This window comes from Massilioclostridium coli (assembly GCF_900095865.1).
In the GTDB taxonomy this organism is placed as follows: domain Bacteria; phylum Bacillota; class Clostridia; order Oscillospirales; family Ruminococcaceae; genus Massilioclostridium; species Massilioclostridium facile.
In genome coordinates this window covers 235,093-261,951 of the sequence record NZ_FMIZ01000006.1, presented here as the reverse complement: position 1 = coordinate 261,951, position 26,859 = coordinate 235,093, and the positions used below count along the sequence as shown (strand labels likewise).

22 protein-coding genes are annotated in these 26,859 nt (G+C 38.0%); 15 read left to right on the top strand and 7 right to left on the bottom strand.

Features of this window, described 5'->3' with window-relative positions; genetic code table 11:
• Position 1: 1 nt before the first annotated feature.
• Positions 2-826 carry an L-ribulose-5-phosphate 3-epimerase gene (locus BQ2683_RS03475; protein ID WP_069987365.1) on the bottom strand — a complete coding sequence of 275 codons (825 nt, stop codon included), beginning with the start codon at positions 824-826 and terminating at the stop codon, positions 2-4.
• Between the two features lie 290 nt (positions 827-1,116).
• Here BQ2683_RS03475 and BQ2683_RS03470 point away from each other — a divergent pair, with 290 nt between their 5' ends.
• The 4 genes from BQ2683_RS03470 (at position 1,117) to BQ2683_RS03455 (ending at position 4,786) form a co-directional block, all read left to right on the top strand.
• Complete coding sequence (locus BQ2683_RS03470; RefSeq protein ID WP_069987364.1) at positions 1,117-1,932, top strand: helix-turn-helix domain-containing protein; 816 nt, start codon at positions 1,117-1,119, stop codon at positions 1,930-1,932.
• A gap of 83 nt (positions 1,933-2,015) precedes the next feature.
• A complete protein-coding gene (locus BQ2683_RS03465; RefSeq protein WP_069987363.1) occupies positions 2,016-2,483 on the top strand; it encodes an Lrp/AsnC family transcriptional regulator in 468 nt (155 codons plus the stop codon).
• A gap of 27 nt (positions 2,484-2,510) precedes the next feature.
• A complete protein-coding gene (locus tag BQ2683_RS03460; protein WP_069987362.1) occupies positions 2,511-2,999 on the top strand; it encodes a phosphatase PAP2 family protein in 489 nt (162 codons plus the stop codon).
• Positions 3,000-3,202: 203 nt separating this feature from the next.
• Positions 3,203-4,786 (top strand): peptide chain release factor 3, encoded by a 1,584-nt coding sequence (locus tag BQ2683_RS03455; protein ID WP_069987361.1) that lies wholly within the window; start codon positions 3,203-3,205, stop codon positions 4,784-4,786.
• A gap of 42 nt (positions 4,787-4,828) precedes the next feature.
• Here the strand turns inward: BQ2683_RS03455 and BQ2683_RS03450 are convergent, their stop codons facing one another.
• Positions 4,829-5,809: an AraC family transcriptional regulator gene (locus BQ2683_RS03450; RefSeq protein ID WP_069987360.1), complete on the bottom strand. Its 981-nt coding sequence runs from the start codon at positions 5,807-5,809 to the stop codon at positions 4,829-4,831.
• A 187-nt stretch (positions 5,810-5,996) separates the two neighbouring features.
• Between BQ2683_RS03450 and BQ2683_RS03445 the strand changes: the two genes are divergently transcribed.
• From BQ2683_RS03445 to BQ2683_RS03435, 3 genes are all read left to right on the top strand, one after another.
• Entirely contained in the window at positions 5,997-9,848 is a 3,852-nt protein-coding gene (locus BQ2683_RS03445; RefSeq protein WP_069987359.1) for a glycosyl hydrolase, read from the top strand.
• Positions 9,849-10,316: 468 nt separating this feature from the next.
• Complete coding sequence (gene cysK / locus BQ2683_RS03440; protein WP_069987358.1) at positions 10,317-11,246, top strand: cysteine synthase A; 930 nt, start codon at positions 10,317-10,319, stop codon at positions 11,244-11,246.
• A 576-nt stretch (positions 11,247-11,822) separates the two neighbouring features.
• Positions 11,823-12,485: a DUF3592 domain-containing protein gene (locus BQ2683_RS03435; protein WP_069987357.1), complete on the top strand. Its 663-nt coding sequence runs from the start codon at positions 11,823-11,825 to the stop codon at positions 12,483-12,485.
• Between the two features lie 250 nt (positions 12,486-12,735).
• On the opposite strand, the gene BQ2683_RS03430 is transcribed toward BQ2683_RS03435, so the two are convergent.
• Both BQ2683_RS03430 and BQ2683_RS03425 read right to left on the bottom strand, forming a co-directional pair.
• On the bottom strand, positions 12,736-13,971 hold the full coding sequence (locus tag BQ2683_RS03430) for an aminopeptidase (protein ID WP_205408139.1): 1,236 nt from the start codon (positions 13,969-13,971) through the stop codon (positions 12,736-12,738).
• A gap of 29 nt (positions 13,972-14,000) precedes the next feature.
• Entirely contained in the window at positions 14,001-14,783 is a 783-nt protein-coding gene (locus BQ2683_RS03425; RefSeq protein WP_069987355.1) for a hypothetical protein, read from the bottom strand.
• 219 nt (positions 14,784-15,002) lie between these two features.
• Here BQ2683_RS03425 and BQ2683_RS03420 point away from each other — a divergent pair, with 219 nt between their 5' ends.
• Both BQ2683_RS03420 and BQ2683_RS03415 read left to right on the top strand, forming a co-directional pair.
• Entirely contained in the window at positions 15,003-15,293 is a 291-nt protein-coding gene (locus tag BQ2683_RS03420) for a hypothetical protein (protein ID WP_069987354.1), read from the top strand.
• On the top strand, positions 15,254-16,195 hold the full coding sequence (locus BQ2683_RS03415; RefSeq protein WP_083256356.1) for a polysaccharide deacetylase family protein: 942 nt from the start codon (positions 15,254-15,256) through the stop codon (positions 16,193-16,195). Before BQ2683_RS03420 ends, BQ2683_RS03415 begins: the two co-directional genes overlap by 40 nt.
• Positions 16,196-16,536: 341 nt before the next feature.
• On the opposite strand, the gene BQ2683_RS03410 is transcribed toward BQ2683_RS03415, so the two are convergent.
• Positions 16,537-17,019, bottom strand: a complete 483-nt coding sequence (locus BQ2683_RS03410; protein WP_069987353.1) for a YbaK/EbsC family protein — start codon at positions 17,017-17,019, stop codon at positions 16,537-16,539.
• A gap of 21 nt (positions 17,020-17,040) precedes the next feature.
• Positions 17,041-18,315 (bottom strand): ATP-binding protein, encoded by a 1,275-nt coding sequence (locus tag BQ2683_RS03405; protein WP_159427349.1) that lies wholly within the window; start codon positions 18,313-18,315, stop codon positions 17,041-17,043.
• A gap of 277 nt (positions 18,316-18,592) precedes the next feature.
• Between BQ2683_RS03405 and ilvB the strand changes: the two genes are divergently transcribed.
• The 6 genes from ilvB (at position 18,593) to BQ2683_RS03375 (ending at position 24,378) form a co-directional block, all read left to right on the top strand.
• Positions 18,593-20,212 carry a biosynthetic-type acetolactate synthase large subunit gene (gene ilvB / locus BQ2683_RS03400; protein WP_069987352.1) on the top strand — a complete coding sequence of 540 codons (1,620 nt, stop codon included), beginning with the start codon at positions 18,593-18,595 and terminating at the stop codon, positions 20,210-20,212.
• Positions 20,213-20,230: 18 nt separating this feature from the next.
• Positions 20,231-20,719 (top strand): acetolactate synthase small subunit, encoded by a 489-nt coding sequence (gene ilvN / locus BQ2683_RS03395; RefSeq protein WP_069987351.1) that lies wholly within the window; start codon positions 20,231-20,233, stop codon positions 20,717-20,719.
• 178 nt (positions 20,720-20,897) lie between these two features.
• Positions 20,898-21,896 carry a ketol-acid reductoisomerase gene (ilvC, locus tag BQ2683_RS03390; RefSeq protein WP_069987350.1) on the top strand — a complete coding sequence of 333 codons (999 nt, stop codon included), beginning with the start codon at positions 20,898-20,900 and terminating at the stop codon, positions 21,894-21,896.
• 174 nt (positions 21,897-22,070) lie between these two features.
• The gene (locus BQ2683_RS03385; protein WP_069987349.1) at positions 22,071-22,433 is read left to right on the top strand and encodes a DUF6483 family protein; all 363 of its coding nucleotides are present in this window, start codon (positions 22,071-22,073) and stop codon (positions 22,431-22,433) included.
• Positions 22,434-22,450: 17 nt separating this feature from the next.
• Positions 22,451-22,861 (top strand): PaaI family thioesterase, encoded by a 411-nt coding sequence (locus tag BQ2683_RS03380; protein ID WP_069987348.1) that lies wholly within the window; start codon positions 22,451-22,453, stop codon positions 22,859-22,861.
• A gap of 347 nt (positions 22,862-23,208) precedes the next feature.
• The gene (locus BQ2683_RS03375) at positions 23,209-24,378 is read left to right on the top strand and encodes a DUF5050 domain-containing protein (protein ID WP_069987347.1); all 1,170 of its coding nucleotides are present in this window, start codon (positions 23,209-23,211) and stop codon (positions 24,376-24,378) included.
• Positions 24,379-24,917: 539 nt separating this feature from the next.
• Here the strand turns inward: BQ2683_RS03375 and BQ2683_RS03370 are convergent.
• On the bottom strand, positions 24,918-26,831 hold the full coding sequence (locus tag BQ2683_RS03370; RefSeq protein WP_069987346.1) for an NAD(+) synthase: 1,914 nt from the start codon (positions 26,829-26,831) through the stop codon (positions 24,918-24,920).
• Between the last annotated feature and the right edge of the window lie 28 nt (positions 26,832-26,859).

Here is a 26,859-nt window from a genome sequence, read left to right as displayed (position 1 = left end):
TTTATTTTAAGTATGGACGGAGAAAATCATGGGTTTGCTGGAGAATTTCCTTCCAGTTATCCTTTCCGTCATACCAAAATTCTGCTGTATACATGGTAACACCCTGGGATTTTAGTAAATCGGTCACCAGTTTAAAGTCTACGTTTCCTTCTCCAAAGTGCATATCACGGAATACACCTGGAACCGTCTCTTTTAAGTGGGCAGCTGCAATATGGCCTTTCCCGCTGCGGATATCCTTCGCAACATGCTCAGTTGCGTTTGTAATGTTGCCCATGTCAGGATAAACCTGGAGGTAAGGGGAATTTACGGTAGAAACATAGTACATCGCTTTTTCGATGGTATTCATAAAGTCATTTTCCATGGTTTCTAGTGCCAGGATTACCCCACGGGATGCCGCCATTTCAGCGCTTTTAAACATGTTTTGCATAAAGCGTTCTTTGGTGGCAGGGGTGGAGGTTTCGTCATAATAAACATCGTATCCAGCTAGTTGGATAATATGGATTCCTAAATCATAAGCCAGTTCAATGGCGGATTCCATAATTTCCATTCCACGTTTTTCAATCTCAGGAATTCCACTGCCTAGTGGATATTTTCGGTGTCCACTCAAACACATGGTGTTGATGTAAAAATCGACCTCACGTTCGGTGTTTAACAGTTCTCTACGTTCCTGTTTACTCCAATTTAAGCGGGATAGACGAAAGTCGGATTCATCAATACTGATTTCCAGCTGGTCAAAGCCAGCCTGTTTTCCGGCAAGCAGTTTATCCTTCCATTCCAGATCGTTTGGCATTGATTTTTCGTACAAGCCCAGTTTGTATTTGTTCATATAATCCCTCCTCGAAAAGGTAACATCCATCTTTTCATATGGGGTAAAAAGATGGGAGAATATTGTAGAAACAGCGATGTTCCGGACTCTGTTTCAAATAAAGAATGATGATACCTACAGTATAACGGAAAACAATTTTAAAAAATAGTCATTTGAACGATATAAAGATGGACAATATAGATATTTTATGATAAAATGGAGTAAAAGATGGATAATATAGACTATATATTTTAAAAAAATAGAAAAGATGGATTATTTAGATGTCTATTTTTAAATAGATGGAGGATGAAATGCTAAAATTAAACTATATTAACCGCCATGAAAATCCTACTTATCATGTAGAACTGCATACCCACGATATGTGGGAAATCATTTACTATACCGAAGGCACTGGAATTGCAGAAATTAACAACCGCAAAGTTGCTTTTGAACCCCATGATATTTTTGTTATTCCCCCTGGAATTCCTCATCGGGATTATTCCAATGTAGGGTTTAAAAGCTACTATTATACTTTTTCTGATTTTGAGTTTAAACCAATTTCTTATTTTAAATTTCGAGATAGCGATAACTTGGATTTTTTGCATATTTTAGAACAGATTTATCGGGAATACCAGATGAAACGGAATAACTGGAGGAACATCGTCAACAGTCTGTATGAAGTTTTGTTCCACTATATTGTTTCATTTGCCCAAAGCCCAGCACAAAATAAATATGTTGCCCATGCTTTGCAGGAAATAGGGGATAATGTGGCAAATCCAAAATTTAGCATTGACCAACTGATTGATGAAATTCCACTTAATACGGATTACTTCCGAAAATTATTTTTACATCATACTGGAAGAACCCCTCTACAGTATTTAACCTTTAAGAGAATCAGTTATGCGCAACAGCTGCTCATTTCCAAAAAAGTATCTAAATTAAGTATTAAAGAGATTGCCTGGAAATGTGGATATGAAGATTATTATTATTTCTCCAGAGTATTTAAAAAAGAAGTAGGAGTGAGTCCACGGGAGTGGCTGGCACAATGGAATAGGGATAGCAATTTACCAGAGCACAGACCAAAACAGCCTTATTTGCAATCATCTAACAAAACAATAGCAAATTAAAAAAATTCCTATTGCAATATTATAAATTATGATATAATAAATAAGAATGATTAGATAATCACAAAATAGAAAAGGTGATGACGATGGACCATATTGATTTGGAAATTTTAAAATGTTTACAAGAAAATGCAAGACAAAAAGCTTCTAATATTAGCCAAACCATTAACCTGTCTGTTTCTGCTGTTACAGAACGGATTAAAAAACTGGAGCAATCTGGAATCATCGAAGGCTATACTGCCTCATTCAACCAAAAAAAATTAGGGAATGATATGTGTGCTTTTATGGAAGTAAGTTTGGAGCACCCCAAATACTATGATAATTTTACAAAGTGTATTGCGGAAAATAAAAATGTGACCTCTTGCTATTATATTACAGGAGATTTTGACTTTATGTTAAGGGTGTTGACCGATTCTTCGGAAGGGTTGGAGCAGTTACACCGCAGGATTAAAAGTATCGAAGGGGTTTGTTCCACGAAAACTCATTTTGTGCTATCCACTGTGAAACAGGAAGTCTCTGTATTGCCGGATGAAGATACTATCGAAGAACCTTAACCTACAGAGATAGGAGAGAAAAATAGAATGGAACGGTTTTATTCGTCTTGTATCCGATTGGCTGAGAAATCGCCATCTTATCGGTTCCTCCTTATTCTGCTTTGTAAATTTTCCCCCATTGGCATTGCGGTGATTTATTTAGGGCTAGGTATTTTGCTGGCATTTCAAAGGGATATTAGGATTTGGTGTTATCTAATAAGCCCAATGCTTTGTTTGTTGGTGGTAAAAGGACTTCGGGTATTTATCCAGAGAAAACGTCCATTTGAGAAATACCAGTTTGAACCAGTAATCGGACATGATACCGGATGTTCTTTTCCAAGTAAACATGCAGCCAGTGCAGCGGTGATTTGTGTGGCATGCTGGTATATTCATTTTCCCTTGGGAGTTTTTATTGCGGTATTGGCGTTTTTAGCTGGGGCAACCCGTATTTTAACAGGAATCCATTATATTTCTGATGTTGTTTCTGGCTGGGGACTTGGATGTAGTATAGGGCTGCTGGGATGCTGGTTATTATAAAATAGAAATCATGACATTTTATTTCTTTTTTAGCTGATTGACAGGATAGTGAATCTGTTGTAAAATGGAAAAAATGAAATAGAAATAAACAAAATTAGGATGATCGGGTTGGGTCAATGGAAGACAAAATTACCATTTGGCCGAACCATTTTTTTGAGAAAAACAGATTTTAAAATGAAATGGAATCATCAGGAGGAACGAACTTGTCAAGTTACGAAAATGAGATTAAACGACGTAGAACTTTTGCGATTATTTCCCACCCTGACGCTGGTAAAACGACTTTAACGGAAAAGTTCTTGTTGTACGGTGGAGCAATTGCCTTAGCTGGTTCTGTAAAAGGGAAAAAAACTGCGAAACATGCGGTTTCCGATTGGATGGAAATTGAAAAACAAAGGGGGATTTCGGTCACTTCCTCTGTAATGCAGTTTGAATATGAAGGCTATTGCATTAATATTTTGGATACCCCAGGGCATCAGGACTTCTCCGAAGATACTTTCCGCACCTTAATGGCAGCGGATTCTGCTGTTATGGTGATTGATGCCTCCAAGGGTGTTGAAAACCAAACCAGAAAGTTATTTAAGGTTTGTGTCATGCGGCACATCCCGATTTTTACTTTTATTAACAAAATGGACCGGGAAGCCAGGAATCCATTTGATTTGATGGAGGAAATTGAGGAAGAACTGGGAATTCAGACTTATCCAGTAAACTGGCCGATTGGTTCCGGTAAGGAGTTCAAAGGGGTATTTGACCGAAAAAAACGGGAAATTTTAGCGTTTACAGCCAACAATGGGCAACGGGAAGTAGACTCTATTGCAGCAGATTTGAATGATACCAATCTGGAAAAATTGATTGGTTCGGAACATTATCATACCTTGGTGGATGATGTAGAGTTGCTAGATGGTGCCGGATATGAATTTGACATGGAAAAGGTAAATACTGGTCAGCTTTCTCCTGTCTTTTTTGGTTCCGCATTGACCAATTTTGGCGTGGAACCATTCCTGGAAAATTTCTTACAGATGACAACACCACCATTATCCCGTAATTCGGACATTGGGCAGATAAGCCCGTTTGATGAGGATTTTTCAGGATTTGTCTTTAAAATTCAGGCAAATATGAACAAAGCTCACCGTGATAGGATTGCGTTTATGCGGATTTGTTCCGGTAAATTTGAAAAAGGGATGGAAGTACTCCATGTACAGGGTGGTAAAAAATTAAAACTTGCCCAGCCTCAGCAGATGATGGCGCAGGAACGTGAAATTGTGGAAGAAGCTTATGCTGGGGATATTTTGGGGATTTTCGACCCAGGTATTTTTTCTATTGGGGATACTTTGTGTTCCCCAAACCGGAAGATGGTGTTTGAAGGGATTCCAACCTTTGCGCCGGAGCATTTTAATCTGGTTACCCAGGTGGATACCTTAAAAAGAAAACAATTTGTAAAAGGGATGACTCAGATTGCCCAAGAAGGGGCAATCCAGATTTTCCAGGAGCTGGATTCTGGTATGGAAGAAGTGATTGTAGGTGCAGTAGGCGTCCTGCAATTTGAAGTGTTGGAATACCGTTTGAAGAACGAATACCATGTGGATATCCGGATGTCCGGGTTGCCATATCAGTATATCCGTTGGATTGAAAACAAAGATGTTGATGTAAACAGTTTGGATTTGATGTCTGGTACAAAGGTTGTACAGGATTTAAAAGGAAATAAATTGTTGCTATTTTCCAACAGTTGGAGTATTCAATGGGCACTAGAACACAACGAAGGTTTAGAATTAGCTGAATTTAGCAGATAACAAGAAAACCACTCAGATTTTTCTGGGTGGTTTTTTATGATATTATTGATGGTATTGTTTCCGGTATTCGTTGGGGGTTATACCATATTTATTTTTAAAAATTTTATATAAATAGTTTACATCGTTATAACCCATAATTTGAGAAATGTTTTCCACAGTAAAATCGGTATCGGAAAGGTAGCTTTTAATTTTTTCCAGCTTAAAATTTTGCATAATCTCAATAAACCCTTTACCAGTATGTTTTTTTAATAATCGGCTAATATGAGTTGTGGAATAATGAAAATGGTCAGCAACTTGCTCTAAACTGGTATCAATACAATGCTCCTGCATATATCCTAACAGGGATATAATAACAGAATCTTGTTCTTGGTTATCTGGGTTTAATCCAATCTGTTTACAATAGGATACTGTTAAACGGGAGAGAAGGATCATTAACAGGGACTGGCAGATATTTTCATAAAAAACAGATTTTTCAAAATACTCCATTACTAGGGAATCTAAAGTTTGGTAGATAGTAGGGTCATCGCTTGGATGGAAATGTAGATAATCACTGGATTTTCCAATCTGATAAGTATATTTTGCGAAAAAATTTAGCATTAAATGGTTATTGGAGAGCATTGGGAGCATAGCTGTTTCAAATAGTTCGGGATTAAATAGGATATTTACGATACAATCGTTAGGGGAAGTGGTGCAGATATCATGGTAAACCGTTGGATTTAATAGCAGGATTTCTCCCTCTTTCATCTCAAACTGGTTATTTTCAAAATAGTTGGTGCATCTTCCTTTGTAAACATATGCCATCTCATAGAAATTATGGTTATGTATGGTTATATTTTTTGCATTTGGAAACAGGCTTATATTAGGATGAAATAATATTACAAATGATTGTTGTCCCGAAATAAACAGTTTTTGATTTTGGTCCCATTGCAATACTGCGGTAGAATCATGAAAGGGTAGTTTGTGGTCCATATATTCATACATAAAATGATCAAAAATACTTTTATAATCATCAATTGTTTTCAATTTTTCTTCCCCCTTTATGAATTAGAGTAGCACAGTTTTACAAATTTTACAATAGATTATTTTTTGAAACATGTTGTTTTTTTATCATAGTAATGTACGAATAGCTGATTGAGTAACCGTCAAAACAACTATATAATATAAAACATAAGCATAATTTATGGTTATAAATTTTACTAAGGAGGAAATTATGAGAAGCAAAAAAACAAATTTATGGAAAAAATGTACTGCTTCCGCATTAGCGGTTGCCATGGCAGCTACATCCATTAGTGCGTTGAGTGTTCTAGGAGTATCTGCACAAGAGAATACCAACACAACTTTGGTGAGTGAATTTCAAAATCCGCCGCAGCAAAGCAAAACAATGATCCGTTACTGGGTTCCTGGTGCTGCGGTAGAAGAATCCGCTTTACGTCGTGATGTAAAACAAATCGCAGATTTAGGGTATGGTGGTTTAGAAGTTGTTTCATATATCCAGATGATTAAAGGGGTTCAGGATAACGATCAATGGGGGACAGAAAATTGGGACCGTGCAATGGAGATTATTGTAGATGAAGCACAAAAATATAATCTAACAGTTGATGTTACCAATGGTCCTGGATGGCCGATTTCTTCTCCAACATTAAAAAATGCGGATGATCCAGGCACTTCCTATGAAATGACCTATGGTACTGCGGATCTTGTTGCAGGAGATACCTACCAAGCCATTGTTCCAGAACGAAACACGATAAGAAGCGAAGGGACAACAAAACTGTTTGCAGTAGGAGCCTACCAGTTAACTGCAGAAAAAACCATTGACTTTAACAGCTATATTGACCTGATGGACTATGTAACAGTAAATCCAGATGATAACGCACAGAGTACGTTGAATTGGACTGCACCGGAAGGGGACCAAAACTGGGTTATTTTTAGTTTTTGGGAACAGCCAACAGCTCAAAAGGAAGCTAGCGGCTACTATGTTGTGGACCACTATGGCATTGATGGAGCGAATGCCTGTAAAGCCTACTGGGACAGTGTAATGGATGAAAAAGATTACTTACACTATGTTAATTCTTTATTTAATGATTCTTTGGAAAATCAGGTAGATAAAGAGTGGACAAGAGGATTCCAGGAAATTTTCAAACAGCAAAAAGGATATGACATCACTCCATATTTACCTGTTATTGGTGGCGGAAATTATTATCAGACCCAAGAAGGTCCAAATTATGATTTTACAGATGCTGATTTAACCGAACAAATTAACAATGATTATAACGAAGTTGTAACCTATTGCTATAATGAATATCATCTGAAACCACTGGAAACAATGGCAGAAGAATATGGTATGAATATCCGTTATCAGGTAGCTTATAACAAACCAATGGAAGTAGAAACTTCTGCTTTATCTGTAGCAATTCCGGAAGGAGAATCCTTAAACAGAGCATCTTTAGATAATTTGAGAATGATGGCTTCTGCTGTACATATGACGGACAAGCAGATTTATTCCTATGAAGCTGCAGCCGAATTTGGAAATGCTTATGGGCAGAGCTATGAAGATATCGCTTGGCATCTGAAACGGAGCTGGGCAGCAGGAATGAACCGTCAGGTATTGCATGGCGCAGCTTATAGTGGAGAATTACAAGAAGGTATCCATGGTATAATGGGAGATTTTTGGCCTGGATATGCACCTTTTATGGGATATATTTCGAATGAATGGAATAAAAATACTTCATATGAAAACGCAGCAGATTATATTGAATATTTCACCCGTTATAACTATATCATGCAGAAAGAATCCAAAATAGATATCGCTGTTTACCGCCATACCTATGAGGATAATTACATGAAGAGCGGTGGCGATGGGGAAGATTGGTTCCCAGATGACAGCATTTTAAACCGCAATGGCTACTCCTATGAATTTGTAAACCCAGATATTTTGAATCTGGAAACCGCCACTGTCACCAATGGGGTGTTAAATGAAAACGGTCCAGCCTATAAAGCGATTGTCATCCACAATGAAGATAGGATGTCACCGGATGTGGCACAGCGGATGATTGACCTTGCTAATGATGGTATGAAGATTGTGGTTGTAGGGGATGCTCCAAGCAAACTGATGTACCGCAGCGAAGTAAATGAAGGCTATACCGACCAGGATATTGTCAACGCCATGAATACGTTGCTGCAAAATCCAAATGTGAAACAAGTATCGGATTACGACCAGCTTCCAACAGCATTGACAGAATTAAATGTTCAGCCAGATGCTCAATACAGCACACCAACTGACTTGTTGGCAAAACATCAGGTAGATGACAATGGAGATTTCTATTATCTTTATAATTACAATAGAATCTGTGCAGAAGATGCCAATGCTACCTTAGCAAAAGCAGGAACCGCTTATCCGGGAATCAATAAAGATTTATTAACCGCAAAATCTCTGGATGTAACTTTAAAAGGAGAAGGGAAACCATACCTATTAGACGCATGGACAGGGGAAATCACCCCAATTGCGGAATATCAGCAAAACGATGAATCTGTGACATTGCACCTTGATTTTGACAAAGATGAAGCAAAATTGATTGCTCTGTTAACTGACCAGGAGGCAATTGAAAACGGTTTAACTCCACAATCGGTTTATGCAACTGATGTTACTGGGGATGCTGCAGTAAATTATCAAGATAATGGTATGGTATTAAAATCCACCCAGGAAGGAACCTACACTGTTACCGCAAATAACAATCAAATAGATAAAGTGGTAACAAAAAATATCCAGGATCCATTTACAGTAGAGGAATGGAACTTACAAATCAAGTCATTAGAGAAAAATGAAAATGGCAGCATTTATTTCTATGATTCCCAGTGGAAAGAATTAGATCCAGTTACCATTACCGAGTTAAAAGGATGGAAAGACATCAATCCAGAGTGGAAAAATGTGGCTGGGATTGGAACTTATACCACAACATTCCATTTGGATAAAGGTTATGATCAGGGATATGGCGCATATATTGACCTTGGAGAAGTAGAAGATACTTTTACCGTAACTGTAAATGGAACAAAACTTCCAATGGTAAATCAAATTAATACAATTGTAGATATTGGCCCATATGTACACGCAGGGGAAAATACGGTTATTATAGAAGTAGCTACAACGATTTATAATCAGGCAAAATCAAGCTTTATTATATCCAGCATGCCATTAAAAGAAAATGGTCTGTTAGGAAATGATGGTGTAGTAACGGTTACTCCATATCAAGAAATTCCAGTAGAATTAAGTGCAGATACTTCTATTTTGAATTCTGTGATTGCTTATGCGGAACAAGCCAAAGCAAGCGGGGAATATGACAATGCCATTGAAAGTGTACAAAAAACATTTGATGCAGCATTGGAAAATGCCAAGGCAGTAGCAAATAACGCAGCAGCAACCCAGGAAGAAGTAAATGCAGCATGGAAAACCTTAATGAACGAAATTCATAAACTGGGGTTTGTAGCTGGAGATAAAACAGCGTTAGCTTCTTTGATTGAAGCAGCCAATGAAATCAATGCGGAACTTGACCGTTATGTAGAAGCGGGAAAAGCGGAATTTACCGCAGCATTAGAAGCGGCGCAGAATACTTACAATAATGGAGACGCTATGCAGGCGGAAATCAATGAAGTAGCGGATAATCTGTTAAACGCAATGTTGAACCTGAGATACAAAGCAGATAAATCTATTTTGGAAGAAGTAGTAGCAGAGGCAGAGAAAGTGGATGCGAACGCATACACAGCGGAAAGCTACGCAGTACTGGAAGCAGCAATAAATGACGCAAAAGCAGTACTGGAAAATGAAAACGCAACCCAGGAAGAAGTAGACGCAGCAGTACAATCTGTGCAGTCTGCAATGGATAGTTTAGTAGCAGTAGAAGGGATGGAAACAGAAACACCGTCTGATAACAATGCTACTCAGACTGGACAGGAAAATACAACAACAAAAGCAAACGCAGCGAAAACAGGGGATTTTGCTCCAATCGCAGGTGTAGTAATGTTGGCAGTAGCAGGCACAGCAGTATTACTTTCCCGTAAGAAAAAATAATATTAAGGAAAGATAAACATTTATAAGCCCGATTCTAACTGAATCGGGCTTTTTTACTACAGTATATTATATAGCAATAAAAATAGTATCCATATACAATCTGACTACCTGATTTTTCTATTGATTAAATTTATACCTGGAGAATATTGTCTAGATTCAAATTGAAAATGTAACAGTTAACAAAACAGAAATTATCTTATAAATATAATAACTAATATCAAGGTTATTCTACTTAGATGGAAAGTATTTTGGATAAAAAATCAATGCTAGTCATAATCAAATAGGAAAAGTATTCATTTATGGCTGTGATTTCACTCTTTGTATTTGTTTTTTCATATAATAAATAAGTAGACCTTTTATTGGAAAAATAGTTTGCATTTAAAAAATTTTGTTATATAATAAATATTATTGGCTTATTATTGGGTAGGATATTCTCCATGAAAAATTTTACGTCAAAGGGGTTTTTGGATGATCTATAACAATGTGTTAGAAGCGATGGGAAATACACCTGTAATCCGTTTAAATCGGATGGTGGAACCAGATAGCGCTCAGATTTTGGTAAAATATGAAGGATTAAATGTAGGTGGTTCTATTAAAACAAGAACTGCTTTTAATATGTTAGCACAAGCGGAAAAAGAAGGAAAATTACATAAGGATACCATCATTGTGGAACCAACTAGCGGTAACCAAGGGATTGGGCTTGCGTTAATTGGTGCGGTACGTGGCTACCGTACGATTATTATCATGCCGGATTCTGTAAGCGAAGAAAGGCGGAAACTGGTTCAGCATTATGGTGCGGAAGTGATTTTAATCCATGATGATGGAAATATTGGAAAATGTATTGAGGAATGTTTAAATACCGCTATGCGAATGGAACAGGAAAATCCAAATGTATTTGTACCACAACAGTTCTCTAATTTAGCAAACCCGGCGGTTCATCGTTACCACACTGCTTTGGAAATTTTGGAACAGGTTGGGGAGCCAATCCATGGATTTTGTTCTGGCGTTGGAACAGGTGGTACGATTACAGGAATTGGGGAAGTGTTAAAAGCACAAAATCCTGATATTACAATCTGGGCAGTGGAACCAGAAAACGCAGCCATTTTAGCCGGAGGCAATGTTGGAACCCATTTGCAGATGGGGATTGGAGATGGATTGATTCCAGAAATATTAAACCGTGAGATTTACAGCGATATCTGCATTATTTCAGATGAGGAAGCAATCCAGACAGCGAAGGATTTGGCACGTTTGGAAGGCTTAATGTGTGGAATTTCCAGTGGAACCAATGTAGCAGCAGCAAAAAAACTTGCTAAGAAATTGGGCAAAGGGAAAACAGTAGTTACTGTCCTCCCTGATACTGCCGAACGTTATTTCAGTACCCCTTTATTTGATGAATAATGAAAAAATACCTTCTTGTTTTTTAGAAGGTATTTTTTTCATTGTTATAGAAACCATCGGCTATGCCGGTGGAGGCTCTCGCCGAAAAGCTTTCGCTTTAAACATCGAGCGAAGCGAGCTGCTAACAGCAATCTTATCGTAACGAAAAAACTATCGTTGGAAGAAAATTGCTTGTTTACGGGCGGCAGGGCAAGTGATGAAAAAGACAGATATTTCAGTACGTCTTTCGATGCTTGACGGTACTATGCTCTTCTAGAGCTTACTCAAGCCACCAGCTTAGCTGGTGGTCATGCTAGAGAGGAAACCATTGTCTTTAACAGTTGGCTTATAAAAAATTTTTACCCCATGTATGGAATGAATCGATATCAGAAAGAATGATAAGCTGCTTATTTATGGGTTGTAAGGTGGATGATGTAGACGTTAATCTCTCAAAAATTGTATTTACGTTATAAGTGGTTTCGATTCTCTGCATTGCCTGGATTTCATTTTTTGTAAGACCAAGGTAGATAGAAAAGCTTTTGTATAAGACTTTCTAACAAATATGAGAATCAAAAATGTGGATTTGGGGAAATCATATTGGATAAAAAAGTGAAAATTCCAGCATCTATTTTTCTTTTTATCGTGATATTATGTGGAATGTTACTGTTATTTTTTGGTATTAAAAATACTATACAGCTGAATCAAACATCAAATCATTATCATTCAATTGAAGGATATTTTGTGGATTATACTCTGTATTCGAAAGGTGGTTATGATGCGGTTAGACACAAGCACACCAATGATACATATCAGTTAATTTATCAGTATACAGTTAATGGGCAGGACTATACCGTTGCCACTGACTATGGTTCTGGTGTAATTCCAGAGATAGGCAGTACCAAACAAATAAAATATGACCCGAATGCCCCAGAAAATGCAATTATTGTTGGAACCAATAGTGATAATGCCATGATATTTATAGGATTTTTGTTTGTTGCTATTCCTCTCTTTATGTTCCTTGTGATGATAGGAGTTTCCGGGAGATTTATCCGTATTTGGGCGGGTATGATTCTTTTGATAGTAGGATATGGAGCACTTTCTATCATGGCAGGTAGCTTTTCTCCGGTTAAAATAATCGAGTTTTTCTTTTTTTCCTTTACATTATTTTTGTTCATTCCAATTCTATTGATTGTGGTTGGAGTTTTCATCCTGATCGTCAATTTATTTTTTGATAAAGTGGAAATTCAGGAAGAAAAATAATGGGTAATTCTATTAGAAATAATATAAAAACAGGCAACGAAATTAGTTGCCTGTTTTTTAATATAGAAATTAAAATTTCTGTTTTCAGGAAAATGATATGAATTTATCAGCTCATTCGTTGAGTACTGAGTAGAGATATTATAAAATACGATTCTATGATACCATACAAACATCAAAGTCCGAATAAATGGGTAGAGATGCTTTATTAAAATATCGTGATAATCTGTGTTAGATACCATTGGATATTATTTTAAAAAGCCCAGTTGCCATCTTTAAAAATCATAATTTCAGAACCATCTTGACAAATTCCTGTAATATCTAGGTCTTTCGTACCTAACATAAAATCTACATGGGTTGCGGAATCGTTCATACCTTGTTGTTTTAGTTCTTCCATAGTTTTTGACAAACCATCCTGGAAACACTCTGGGAATCCTTTTCCAATGGCAAAATGGCAGGCTGCGTTTTCATCATAAAGGGTATTGTAAAAAATTAACCCCATATTAGAGATTGGGGAGTTATAGGGGACAAGCGCCACTTCCCCTAAATGATGAGAGCCCTCATCAATGGCGATCAATTCTTGGAGGGATTCCAACCCTTCCTCCGCTGTTACGTTTGTAATCCTACCTTGTTCAAACTGGATGGAAAAATTGTTGATAACTGTCCCTTGATAATTCAGTGGCATTGAGCTGTAAACAATTCCATCTACCTGGTCTTTGTGAGGGGTGCAAAAGATTTCTTCGGTTGGCATATTGGGAAAGAAATAAATACCATCCTGGGTTTTATCCCCTCCGCCAGCCCAAACATGGTTATCAGGCAAACCAATGGTGATATCCGTCCCTAAAGAGTTGGAATAGTGCAGTGCTTTAAATTGTTTTTGGTTTAAAAATGCTATTTTTTGTTCAAAGCTCTCTTTATGTGTTTGCCACGAAGCAACAGGGTCAGGGGTATTGGCTCGTACTGCGGTAAAAATTGCGTCCCATAATTTTTGGATAGCTTGTTCCTCTGGTATGTCTGGAAATACCTTAACAGCCCATCCAGCCGTTGGAACCGAAACAATGCACCAACGGTTAATGCCCATATCCAGGTTATCGTAAAATTCCTTGCAGGCCTGGTGCATTGCTTTGACCCATGCTGCAGGTTTTTTTGGGTCAACCCCTGCAAGTGCATCAGGGGAACTTGCGGAGATAGAAAGATGTGCTGCGTGTTTACGGGAATATCCGTTTTGAAATTCAGACATCCAAGTTGGGACTTGTTGAAACTTTTCAATCGGACAATGATCATATTTTAGACGGGCTAATTTTTCATCGTTCCACTGTACAATGACTTCTTCCGCACCAGCCAAATAAGCCTGTTCTGCGACTAGGTGGACAAATGGAGCGCATTCCACAGGGGAAGAAATGACAAGCTCCTGCCCTTTTTGGAGGTTAACACCTGCTTTTACCACCAGTTTTGCATAATTTTTGAGTAATTGTTGAAATTCCATGATAAAAACACCTTCTTTATTGTTTTACTTTATTATGACCAGATATTGTTAGGGTCAACCCCATATACCTGGATGACTTCAAATAAATCGCTGTTAGCAAGGTCTTTTGGAGTAACCAAAAAACCGCCGTCACTGTCTAAATCGTAACCATACCATTGATAAGCTTGCCACACCAGATGGGAGCAGTTGGTACAGCTGATCGAGTCCTGAGGCTGATTTTTCCAATGCCATAACCCCATTCCTAGAGAATAGGGAAGGTCATTTAAATAAACTAAAGCGTTTTGTGCAATCATTGCCCGTGTTTCCTTATCTGTATCCTTTAGACGTAGCTGGATAAAGTTAGGGTAAGATTCCCATCTGCTCACTGTGCTTAACCGGGAATTAGTTCCTAATGTAATGGATTCCAATGTATTTTTATTCTCCTCATCTACCACAATGGCAGCGTGTCCATTCCTCCATCCAAAGGTATGGGAGGATTTTGTGATGAATACGTCCCCTTCCTGTACATTTGCGATGGAGGTTCCAATCGTGTATTTGCCATCCTGGTTTACAATGATTTCTTCATGGGAAATAACTGTATTGGAATAACATTGATAGATAGGAGTATCAAAAAATTTTTGCTGATAGTCTAGAATTGTTTTGGAAGGGTGAAATCTGGTATCTAAAATTTGATCAATCGCTGTTTTGGATAAACCAGTTTGTTCCCACAGTAGCTGATAGTCCTCTTGTGAAAAATGTTCTTTTTGTAGAATTGGTTGGAGGTCGACCTGCTCATAATCAGGGGTAATATGGGCTTCTGGTTCTGCCAGATACATCCAACAAAACAATCCGCCAACAATCATAAGAAAAAAGCTAAAAAAGGGGGTAAATCTTTTTAACTTCAGGGTGGACACCTCCTTATTCTATCAACTGTATTTTAATACGGAACTGTAACAAAATATTTGCGTTTTTATGACAAATTTCCCTTTATTCTTTACTTTATCCCGTTCCTGTTATAAGATAAAAGAGTATTTTAAAATAAGGGAAGGATTTATATGAAATTACGTCCAAAATGGAAAGGATACCTCATTGGAGTATTGGCAGTAGCCTTTTTGGTTTCGGGTGGTATTTGTATCCAACAGAATATTCAAGCGGCAATGTTGTCCCATCAATTCAACCAAACTTCAAAAGAGTTAGAGAATGACCAAAAAAATTTGGAACAGCTGGAACAGCAAACAGGACAGTATCAGCAGGAACACCAGGAAGAAATCCAAAAGGGAAAATCCAACCAGGAGGCATATAAAACATGGAAAGAAAAATTCGACCAGACACAGCAAAAATTATAGGGAAATCCAGCCGGTTTTGGATGATATGCGCCATTTTGATCATTGGTATTCTTTGTAGCACAGTTTTAGGAGCTTGGGCGCATGGGAAAATCCAAAAAACATCTGGACAGCTGGGAAAATTAAATCCACAACTGGAACAAATTAAAACGGATTACCAAATGGCGCAGCAAAACCTAGAAGAGTTAGAAAACGCTGTGAACAGTTCTCAAGAATATCAACAAAAAATGCAAGAGATACAACAACAGTTTTACCAGCTGATACCACAGATAGACCAGAAAGCACAGGAAAACCCAAATGTGAAAGTAGCATACCTTACTTTTGACGATGGTCCCAGCGGTACATATACTCCACAGTTTTTGGAAGTTTTAAAGGAACATCATATCCTAGCAACCTTTTTTGTGGTAGGCAACCAGGTAGAACAGCATCCGGAAATTGTGCAGCAAATTCAGCAACAAGGGCATACTATTGCAAACCACAGCTATTCTCATGATTTTAACAAGGTGTATTCTAATCCAACCGCTTTTATTAATGATATAGAACAGGCAAACAATGCAATTGAACAAGCTTGTGGACAACGTGCAAAAATAATCCGTTTTCCAGGAGGTTCTGCCACAGCCAAAGGGCAGTTCCCAGCAATCAAAGAACTCCTCAATCAAAAAGGGTATACCTATGTGGATTGGAATGCTTCCTGTGGAGATGGCAGATCAGGATATACAGGGGATCAACTTTACCAGAACACAGTGAATTCCATTCATGGAAACAATCGTGTTACGATTTTAATGCATGACCGCAGCCAGGCTACTTTGGATGCTTTACCGAAAATTATTTCCTACTTGGAAGAAAATCAATACTTGATTTTACCGTTAACACCGGATCAACAGATGGTTCAGCAGAAAAAATAATGGAAAAGCACAGTCCGGAACAATATTCCCTCATTCCGGATGTGCTTTTGTCGTAAAGTGGAGGCATTTTTCTTATTTTGCCCTGTTGATATCAAAAATCATGTTTACGCTCTGGATTATTTTCCCACAAAGTATCTAATTAAGGGGTTTTTATAAAACAGAAGCACTCCGTTTACTTTTTAAATCGTATTTTTATCAATGATTCATGATATATCTTAATATTCCGAATAAAACGACCCTAATTCCAATAGTGAAAGAATATCTAGAAGTATTTTTCATTAAATACAGGAATTATTTAACTATTTTATTGTTCTTTGATTTTTTTCTATAGATTTAGAAAATTATGATTCTTCTGTTTGCCAGCCTTTACAAACATCTATCCATGCTTTGCTATTGGAAGCTCGAAATAATTCCTCACAGGAGAGTCTTACTCCACTGTTATCATTTCCAGCAGCGGGATATACTGTTTCAAACCGCTGTAGGGAACAATCTGTGTACACTTTTATATTTGAATGGATTCCAAAAGGACAGACTCCGCCTACGTCATGACCGATTTTTTCTAAAACTTGTTCCCTTGGAAGCATTTTCGCCTTACAGCCGAAATATTCCCGATATTTTTTATTATCTATTTTGGCATCACCAGCTGTTACGATTAAAATAGTGTCCCCATTTAAGTCGAATGACAGGGTTTTTGCGATGTGTTCTGGCTTACATCCCAATGCTTGTGCCGCCAATTCTACAGTGGCGCTGGACTGTTCCGGTTCTATGATGCGGTCTTCCAAACCAAATGTTTGCAGATGTTTTCTTGCTGCTTCGATTGACATTTCAATTTACCTCTTTATTGATTAGATTTCCAAATTTAATTTAATCCTTGCCTCAATATGGTCTATGTATTGCCGCGCCAAACGTGGGGTCCTTCCACTGTTCGCTAAGGCAAAACGTTCTGCGCCAGCACAGAGTTTTTCATCTTCCATTTCAATGTGACGGTCAGCAGCCAGTTGGCGTACAATAGTTAGGAAATCGTCTTTGTTTGGTTTCATAAATGTCACAGTCAGCCCAAAGCGGTCGGAAAGAGATAGGCTTTCATCCATAGTATCCCCCCGATGAACTTCATTTCCTTCTCGGGCAGAGAAAGTTTCTTTGATTAGATGGCGGCGGTTGGTAGTTGCATAGATTGCCACATTATCTGGACGGACGCTGAGGGAGCCATCTAAAATCGCTTTTAGGATACCAAAATTGTCATCGTTTTCGTTAAAGGTCAAATCATCAATAAAGATAATAAATTTTAATGGAATATTTTGGATGGAGTTAATTAGCTTATCCAAGTCGGCGATGCTGCGTTTGCTAATTTCTATCATGCGCAGGTTACGGTTTTTGTACTCATTTAGAATTGCCTTTACAGTAGAGGATTTTCCAGTACCGCGGTCACCGTATAACAGTACATTATTGTATGGATGCCCCTCTATAAAAGCAAGGGTGTTTTCCAACACTTTATTCCGCTGTACTTCATATTTTTTCAGGTCGGTTAAGCGGATGGGGTCCAAGGTAATAACAGGCTGAATGCCTCTGCCCATTTCAAAGATAAATGCTTTATATTTAGCGTACATTCCAACCCCATTCGCAGCATAAAAATCGGAAATGGCGTTTACCTGTTTTCCCCAGTCATCCCGTACAGGATAGCGGTGTTGTTCGATGGTATAATCCGGTAGGCTTTCCTCTAAAAAAGAGCAGCCTTTACATTGTTCCTGGAAATTTGCCTTAAACATCTCAGAAGTAATATGGGATATTTTGAACAGTGCGTGTAGGTCATTGGAAGCAGCCTGTAGAATTTGTGGGCTGAGGGAATCCAAACGATGTTCTGCGGATGCTTTGGAAAAAATATTGATATCATATAACACCAAATCAAAAATATAATCGGACAAGCTTCCTTGATATTCGCTCTCATATAATGTGCTGCACATCGCAGTATAGGAGGAGATTGCCTGAAGCTGCCCTTCCGCACTTTGGCAAGTATTTAGTTTTACAACGCTATTGTGTAAATTGCTAATAACCTTATCATTGCGTAGATTTTTATAGATGGATAAACCATCGATTAGAAATGCAATTGGAAGTAAGTCCATATCCATTCCCCTTTCTTTTAAAATGAAAATAAGCAAAAATAATAATTTGTTTATTGTTTTTCTAAAATTAATTTTTATTGTACCCTTTTTTAAAGATGATTTCAACTGTTCCCCCCTGTTTTTTGAAAAAATGTTTTGGTCAAATTTTATTTTGGGGTATTGACGTATCCCCCATTTTAACAGTATAATGAAAACAATTACAAATTATAAAATTGTAATGTTGTTGCTTTTCGTAATGATTGCACAAAAATTGATTTTAGAAAGGGAGGAGTGCACGATGATTACAGCTGCAGAAGCAATGGTACGATGTTTAGAAGAAGAAGGTGTGAAAGTCGTCTTTGGGTATCCAGGTGCGGCAATCTGTCCATTTTATGATGCACTTGCCTCAACTGATATAAAGCATATCCTAGTACGGCAGGAACAGAATGGAGGACATGCAGCCAGCGGCTATTCCAGAATTTCGGGACGGCCAGGTGTCTGTATCGCAACTTCTGGTCCTGGAGCGACCAACCTGTTGACAGCGATAGCAACCGCCTATGCTGATTCGATTCCAATTGTAGCAATTACCGGTCAGGTATCTACCGATTTATTAGGGCGGGATGTGTTCCAGGAAGTGGATATTACCGGTGCGGCAGAGCCTTTTGTAAAGCATAGTTATCTAGTAAAAGACGCAACACAGATTCCACGTATTTTTAAGGAAGCGTTTCATATTGCGGCTACAGGACGTCCAGGGCCAGTTTTGATTGACGTACCAGTTGATATCCAAAATTCGAAATTGGAATTTGAATATCCGGAAGCAGTAGATATTCGCGGATATAAACCAAGTGTAAAAGGCCATGTAGGTCAAATTAAAAAAGTGGCGGAAGCCATTTCTCATGCAGAGCGCCCATTGATTTGTGCTGGTGGCGGCGTTATCAATGCGGGTGCCTGTAAACAACTGGCTTCTTTTGCGGAATGTTGTGATATTCCTGTTATTACAACAATGATGGGGTTGGGAATCCTCCCAACAGACCATCCTTTGAATTTTGGCATGTTGGGGATGCACGGGTGCAGAACAGCGAACGAGGCGGTTTTAAACTCTGATTTGCTGCTGCTGATTGGCGCCAGAGTTTCCGACCGGGCAATTGCTAGCCCAAGTGTATTGGAAGGACGGACAAAAATTATCCACATTGATGTTGACCCAGCTGAAATTGGAAAAAATGTTGGGGTTAGTATTCCTGTTGTAGGGGATGCAAAGGTAATTTTAGACCAGATTGCTGAAGTAGTGGGAAAAGAAGAGCACACTGATTGGGTTCGTAAATTGACAGAATCCAAAAAAAGCTGTATGCGTGATTTTGACATTCCAAAACAGGGCTGTGTCAATCCAAAACAGTTCCTATCTATGTTATCGGATAAGGCCCCATCTAATACCACAGTAGTTGCGGATGTAGGGCAAAACCAAATTTGGACCGCAAACTATTTTAAAATCCGTGATGGTAAGTTTATTACTACAGGCGGAATGGGAACAATGGGATATTCTGTTCCAGCAGCTATGGGAGCAAAGCTGGCGGATATGGGCCACAATGTAATTGCCATTTGTGGGGATGGTTCTTTTCAAATGCAGATGATGGAGTTAGCTACTTTATGCCAGTTCCATATTCCACTTAAAATTGTTGTGATGAAGAACAACCGTTTGGGGATGGTACGGGAACTGCAAACCAAAAACTGGGGAGACCGTCAGATGGCAGTCCACCTGGACGGAAGTCCGAATTTTGCTATATTGGCTTCCGCTTACGGGATTCCAGCAAAAACGATTACAGATATCTCCCAGGCGGGAGAGGCAATCAACGAGTTTTTACAGGCAGATACCTCTTTTCTGCTGGAAGTAATTGTAGATGAAAACGAATCAACACTGTAAAGGAAAGGAGAAAAAACCATGAAACGTACAATTTCTATTTTAGTGGAAAACCATCCTGGTGTTCTCTCCCGAATTTCAGGGTTGTTTGCCCGCCGTGGATTTAATATTGAAAGTTTGGCAGTAGGGGTTACTGAGGACCACTCCACTTCCCGCATTACTATTGTAGTGGACGGGGATCACAGAACAATTGAACAGGTAGAAAAGCAGCTCAATAAGCTGATTGATGTTATTAAAGTAAAAACCCAGGAAGCTTCTGAAATTATTAGCCGTGAATTGATGATTGTCAAAATTTCTACTACACCAGCACAGCGTGGAGAGATTATGAACATTGCGGATATTATGGGAGCAAAAATTTCTGATATTACCCGTACTACAATGACATTGGAAGTATCTGATACTTGTGAACGGTTAGAAACCATGATTGAACTGGTTCGTCCTTATGGGTTAAAGGAAGTGATCCGGACGGGGACTATAGCGATCCAAAAAGGTAAGGATGCTTTGAGATAAAATGTTGAAAAACTACAATTAAAGTAGTTTTTTAACTTAATCATAAAAACTTAACTTATTAATTAAGAAAAACATTTGACAAAATATAAAACTTGTTATATAGTGTAAATTAATCACTTCAGTAAGACCCCGCAAACAAGCGGAGCACTATAAAAAACATTTTTAGGAGGAAACTAAAATGGCACTAAAGATTTTTTATGAAAGCGATTGTAACCTTGGTTTATTGGATGGCAAAAAAGTTGCAATCATCGGTTATGGTTCCCAAGGACATGCTCACGCTTTGAACTTAAAGGAAAGTGGCGTAGATGTTGTAGTAGGCTTATATGAAGGCTCTAAATCCTGGGCAAAAGCAGAAGCTGCTGGTTTAACTGTTATGACAACAGAAGAAGCTGCAAAAGCTGCTGATTTTATTATGATTTTAATCCCAGATGAAAAACAAGCTGATTTGTATAAAAATAGCATTGCTCCATACTTAACAGAAGGTAAAGTATTGGCGTTTGCCCACGGCTTTAACATTCACTTCAAACAAATTGTTCCTCCTGCTGGTGTAGACGTTGTAATGATCGCTCCTAAAGGGCCAGGCCATACCGTACGTTCTGAATATGTTGCAGGCAAAGGTGTTCCTTGCTTGTATGCGGTAGAACAAGATGCTTCTGGTAGAGCTACCGATTTGGCTTTGGCTTATGCTGCTGGTATTGGTGGCGCAAGAGCGGCTGTTTTGGAAACAACCTTCCGTGTAGAAACAGAAACAGACCTGTTTGGAGAACAAGCTGTATTGTGCGGCGGTGTTTGCGCTCTGATGCAGGCTGGTTTTGAAACATTAGTAGAAGCTGGATATGACCCACGTAATGCTTACTTTGAATGTATCCACGAAATGAAATTGATCGTTGACCTGATTTATCATGGTGGTTTTGGCGAAATGAGAGCTTCTATCTCCGATACTGCTGAATTTGGCGATTACGAAATTGGTAAACGTATTATCACTGAAGATACTAAGAAAGAAATGAGAAAAGTTTTATCCGAAATCCAGGATGGTACTTTTGCTACCAATTGGATTGCTGAAAATAAGAACGGCCGTGCTCATTTCAATGCGACAAGAAGAATTAAAGCAGAACATGAATTAGAAAAAGTTGGAAAAGAACTGAGAAAAATGTATTCTTGGAGCGACGAAAAATAAGATCAATTATTTTGTTAAAAAACCCTGGGCATCTTGCCCAGGGTTTTTAGTTGTTATAGAGATAAGAAAGCGATATGGTTATGATAACAAGAAATAGTATGACAGAAAACTCATTGCACAACAATTAATTTTATATTATAATGGAAAACAGAACAATGGAAGGGATGTGTTATTATGTTAACAGATGATTTTATTATAGAACAATCCATGATGGTAATTCGTTTTTTAAAAACAGCTTTAATCTCTCCAGGTGGTGGATTTATTGAAGAGGTGGAGGATATTCCTTTCCAATCCCCACAATTAGAAATAAAAAAAGAACTGGAGAGACTTATAAAACAGAAAGAATATTGTCAGGCAGAAGATTTACTATATGAACAGTTGGAACAAGAAGAATCCGATGATAATTTATGTCTGGGACTTTGGTTTTACAATCGCCTGTTAGATGAGGATGAAGAAACTATGGAAGAACATAATTTTGGAAAAGATGAAATCTTAGCGGGGTTAAAAGAACTGGAAAGCAAAAAAATAGATTTTTAAAGATAGGAGGAAACTGTATGACAGAACAAACAATCCGAAATATGCTAGAAAAAGACCGGTTCGCAAAATATTGCGGCATGGTATTAAAAGAGGTTGGATTGGGTTACGCAACAGTAACTTTGGATTTAAAGGAACATCATTTAAATGGCGCTGATCTGGTACAAGGTGGAGTGGTATATACTTTGGCAGATTTTGCTTTTGCGGCAGCTGCTAATTTTTCCAGAAGAGTTACCGTTACCATCAATGTACAAGCCAATTATATCAAACCAGCCAATGGAGATTATATTGTAGCAAAGGCAAAAGTAATTCATGAAACAAAATCCCTTTCCCATGTAAGGACAGAGGTATTCAATGATAAAGAGGAATTGGTTGCTACCTTTGTTTTAACAGGCTTCCGTACAAAACAAGAAATTAAAGATGAACTATAATAAAAACCATCAGCCATTTTCGCTGATGGTTTTTTGATAATGCAGTAAAACTGGTATTAAATAATGTGGTACCGTCATTTTTAGCAATCTCTTTGAGATACAACATTATGAGAAAGGGATATGAAAACCATTTACAAGGAGAAAATAATAATATATGTTGGGACAATGCTAATAAATTAACGATTAAAAATTTTTCGCTAATTTAAAAATTTATCTGGAAAAATTATCCATTATATGATATACTAAAGGAAAACAAGCATTATTGATAAAATGAAGGGACTGAAAATAATTCAGTTCTTACTTTTTTAATTATAATTGTCGAATTTTATCGAAAAAGGAAAAATGAAATGGAAAAACGTCCAAAGTTTATGCGAGCCTTACAGTATCTATTGCCCACTTTAATGCTGATATTTATTGGAATTATGATTGGATTTTCGATGACCGGAAACCATAGCACTCCAGATTGGGAACTCCATTCTATCGAAGAATTCAATACTAGTAACAACGGAAAAAATACCTCTAGCAGGGACAAAAATACAAAAAGTTCCACAAAATCGAAAACAACTAGTTCCTCTAAATCCTCCAAATCAGCTTCCACTAAATCAACCAGTAAAACAAAATCTTCTAAAAATTCTATAGAGGAAGGTGTAGAAGGTGGTGAAATAAATGATGGTATAGCATCGTTTCCAGATACATCTGCTCCTGATACCTCCTTGCAGCCTTATAACACAATTGGAAATACAAGCTCTAACTGTTTAAATGGTGGTATGGCAGCTGTTCAAGGAGAATGGATTTTTTATAGTGAAGCATCTGACCAAAACTGTTTATATAAAATGAGGACAAATGGTTCAGACATGCAAAAAATTTCGAATGAACCAGTTGGATATATCAATGTGGTAGGCGAAAAAGTGTATGCCCAAGCAAGGAACAATACTTTCAATGTGCTTTGTTACAGTGCAGTAACAGGGGAATTGATTCAAAATTATTTTTCTTTTTCTTATTATTTATCGGTAACAGACCAATACATGGTTTCAGCTGACAATACGGAGCATGCCAATCTATATTTGTACCGTTTTTCAGATGGATATCAAAAGGTTTTACTATCAGACAATAGTGCTAGCCAAATTTCTATGGTAGGGGATCGGATTTATTATCGTAACAGCAATGACAATAACTGCTTATATTCTATGGATACAAACGGCGGTCAAATCCGAAAAGAAATTAGCCAGAGCATTTTATCTTATAATATTAGTAATTCGGTGATTTATTATGTGGCGGAAGATGGTTTGCTCTACTCCAACCAGCAGGAAGCACCGATTTTATCCGATTCTGTTTCCTGTTTTAACTGCTCAGGAAATTGGATTTATTATGGAAACCAATCTGATAGAAATTGCTTGTATGTGGTAGACCTTTCACAGGGCTCAAAACAAAAATTAACAGAGTCACCAATAGAACAAGTTTGTGTTACAGGAGATTGGGTATTTTACCAGAGCAATGGGAATATTTTTGTGATCTAAAAGATAGATGTTTACAAAAATAGTGATTGGAATGATAATAAGATCATATGGTTAGTTTTTCATTGATTATGGAATTTGAGTACATATGATAACTACAAAATCAGGGAATCAATATTTTCAGCCAGATATACTTTACCGTAGAATTAGTTTTAACTATCTTTCTGTCAAAATATTGTATATTATTTTCCCAGAAAAGAGAAGCGACTTATAAATGTGGATAGCAGAAAATATTTATCTGCTGCAAGATTGAATGAATAGAATCAATAAAAGTCCCTGATGTAGGAAAGTAGAATACTACATCAGGGACTTTTTGCTATTTATTTTTCTCCTAGGGATTGCTAAAAAAGTACCATTACAGATGAAATCGGTTGCGACATTTCAATGAAAGGGATTAAAATGCGATTCTAAAAAGTTTTATTCTTATTTAAAGAATAACATATCGATATGGTTTGATTTTTAGAAAATATTCCACTGTTGCAGGGATATAAATAGAAAAATAAAAAGCGGGAAATTGGATGATATTTTTTGGCCCTTTCCAATTAATCCATTTGATCAAAATCTTGCATCCAAAGGGCAGCGCAAGCATCACTTGGCATCCTCCAATCGGCGCGAGGGGAAAGGGTAACCGAACCAATTTTGGGGCCATCTGGCAGACAGGAACGTTTAAACTGTTGTGCGAAAAAGCGTTTTCCAAAAGTAGTTAGGCATTTTACGATCTGCTCTTTTGGATAAGTATCCCCAAAAGCGTGTTTCGCTAAATAATAGATTTTGTCAAAGGTAAATCCAAACCGAACAAAATAATATAAAAAGAAATCATGTAAAATATAATCCCCAATAATTTCTTCTGTTTTCTGTGCGATTTTTCCGTCTTTATCCGCTGGAAGAAGTTCAGGTGAAACAGGGGTATCCAAAATATCCTCCAATATTTTTTGGATTTCCCCACCCATTTGTTCTCCAGTCCATGCTACGATATGGCGTACTAATGTTTTTGGAACCCCTGCATTGACACCATACATAGAAATATGGTCGCCTGCATAGGTCGCCCATCCTAAGGCTAGTTCAGAAAGGTCACCGGTTCCTACTACAAGGCCACCATGTTTATTGGCGATATCCAGTAGAATCTGAGTCCGTTCTCTTGCCTGTACGTTTTCGTAAGTGACATCATGGATGGATGGATCATGGCCGATATCCTCAAAATGCTTCCTACATGCTTGGGTAATATCAATCTCTTTGGAGGTAATCCCTAATGCGTCCATCAATTTTTTGGAATTGGAGTTGGTACGTCCTGTTGTACCAAAGCCTGGCATGGTAATACCAAGAATGTTTTTCCGATCCCACCCCAGTTTATCCATAGCACGCACCGTTACCAGCAAAGCCAAGGTAGAATCCAATCCTCCAGAAATTCCAATAACAGGGTGTTTTAATCCAGTATGACGCAGGCGTTTTGCAAGGCTTAGTGCCTGAATATGATAGATTTCTTCCATACGTTCGGATTTGTTTTGTTTGGAAGCAGGAATAAATGGGGTTTGGCTAATATGACGTTGTAGTTGGTCAATCGAGCAAATTTTATGATTCAATGGAATGGAACGATAGGATTTTGACAGATGGAAGGTGGTGCTTTTTAATCTGTCACAGGATAAACGTTCCAAATCCACATCTGCAGTGAGGAGTAAGTTTTCAAATTCCATCTGGGAAGCATCCGCTAAAATGTTGCCATTTTCCCCAATTAACAAGTGTCCGCTATATAAGGTATCTGTGGTACTCTCACAGATACCGGCAGAAGAGAACACATAAGCGCAGTGAGAACTGAAAGAGCGCTGTTTTACCAGCATACGGCGGTAATTTTGCTTACCAATCACGGCGTTGCTGGCAGATAGATTGCAGATAATATTCGCCCCAGCTTTTACGTGGTCAATGGATGGAGGGGCGTCTACCCACATATCCTCACAAATTTCAGCTGCGATGACGGCTTCCTCCATGGTAAACAGTAAATCCGTACCCATAGGAATGATTTCCCCACAAAGCATAGTACTGTCACCACAAAACTCTTTGGCGGAATCGAACCAACGCTGTTCATAAAATTCACCATGGTTGGGAAGGTGGGTTTTTGGGATAACCCCTTTGATTTCACCGGAGGAAATAACAACAGCACAGTTGTATAATTTGGCACTTTCATAGATGGGGGCTCCAACAAAAACGGTAATTGGTTTTTCCAGAGTATGTTGTTGAATCGTGGAGATTGCTTGTTCCACACCGTTTTTCATGGCAGAGGTCAATAATAAATCTCCGCAGGTATAGGAAGAAATGGAGAGCTCTGGAAAAACCAGCAAGCTTACTTGTTGGTTTACTGCTTGATCAATTAAATTGCAAATTTCGGTTGTATTATACATGACATCTCCGACCCTTCCTAATGGACAGGCGGAGGCAATGCGGATAAATCCATAGTTTTTCATAAGGTATTGCTCCTTTTATCTTATTACA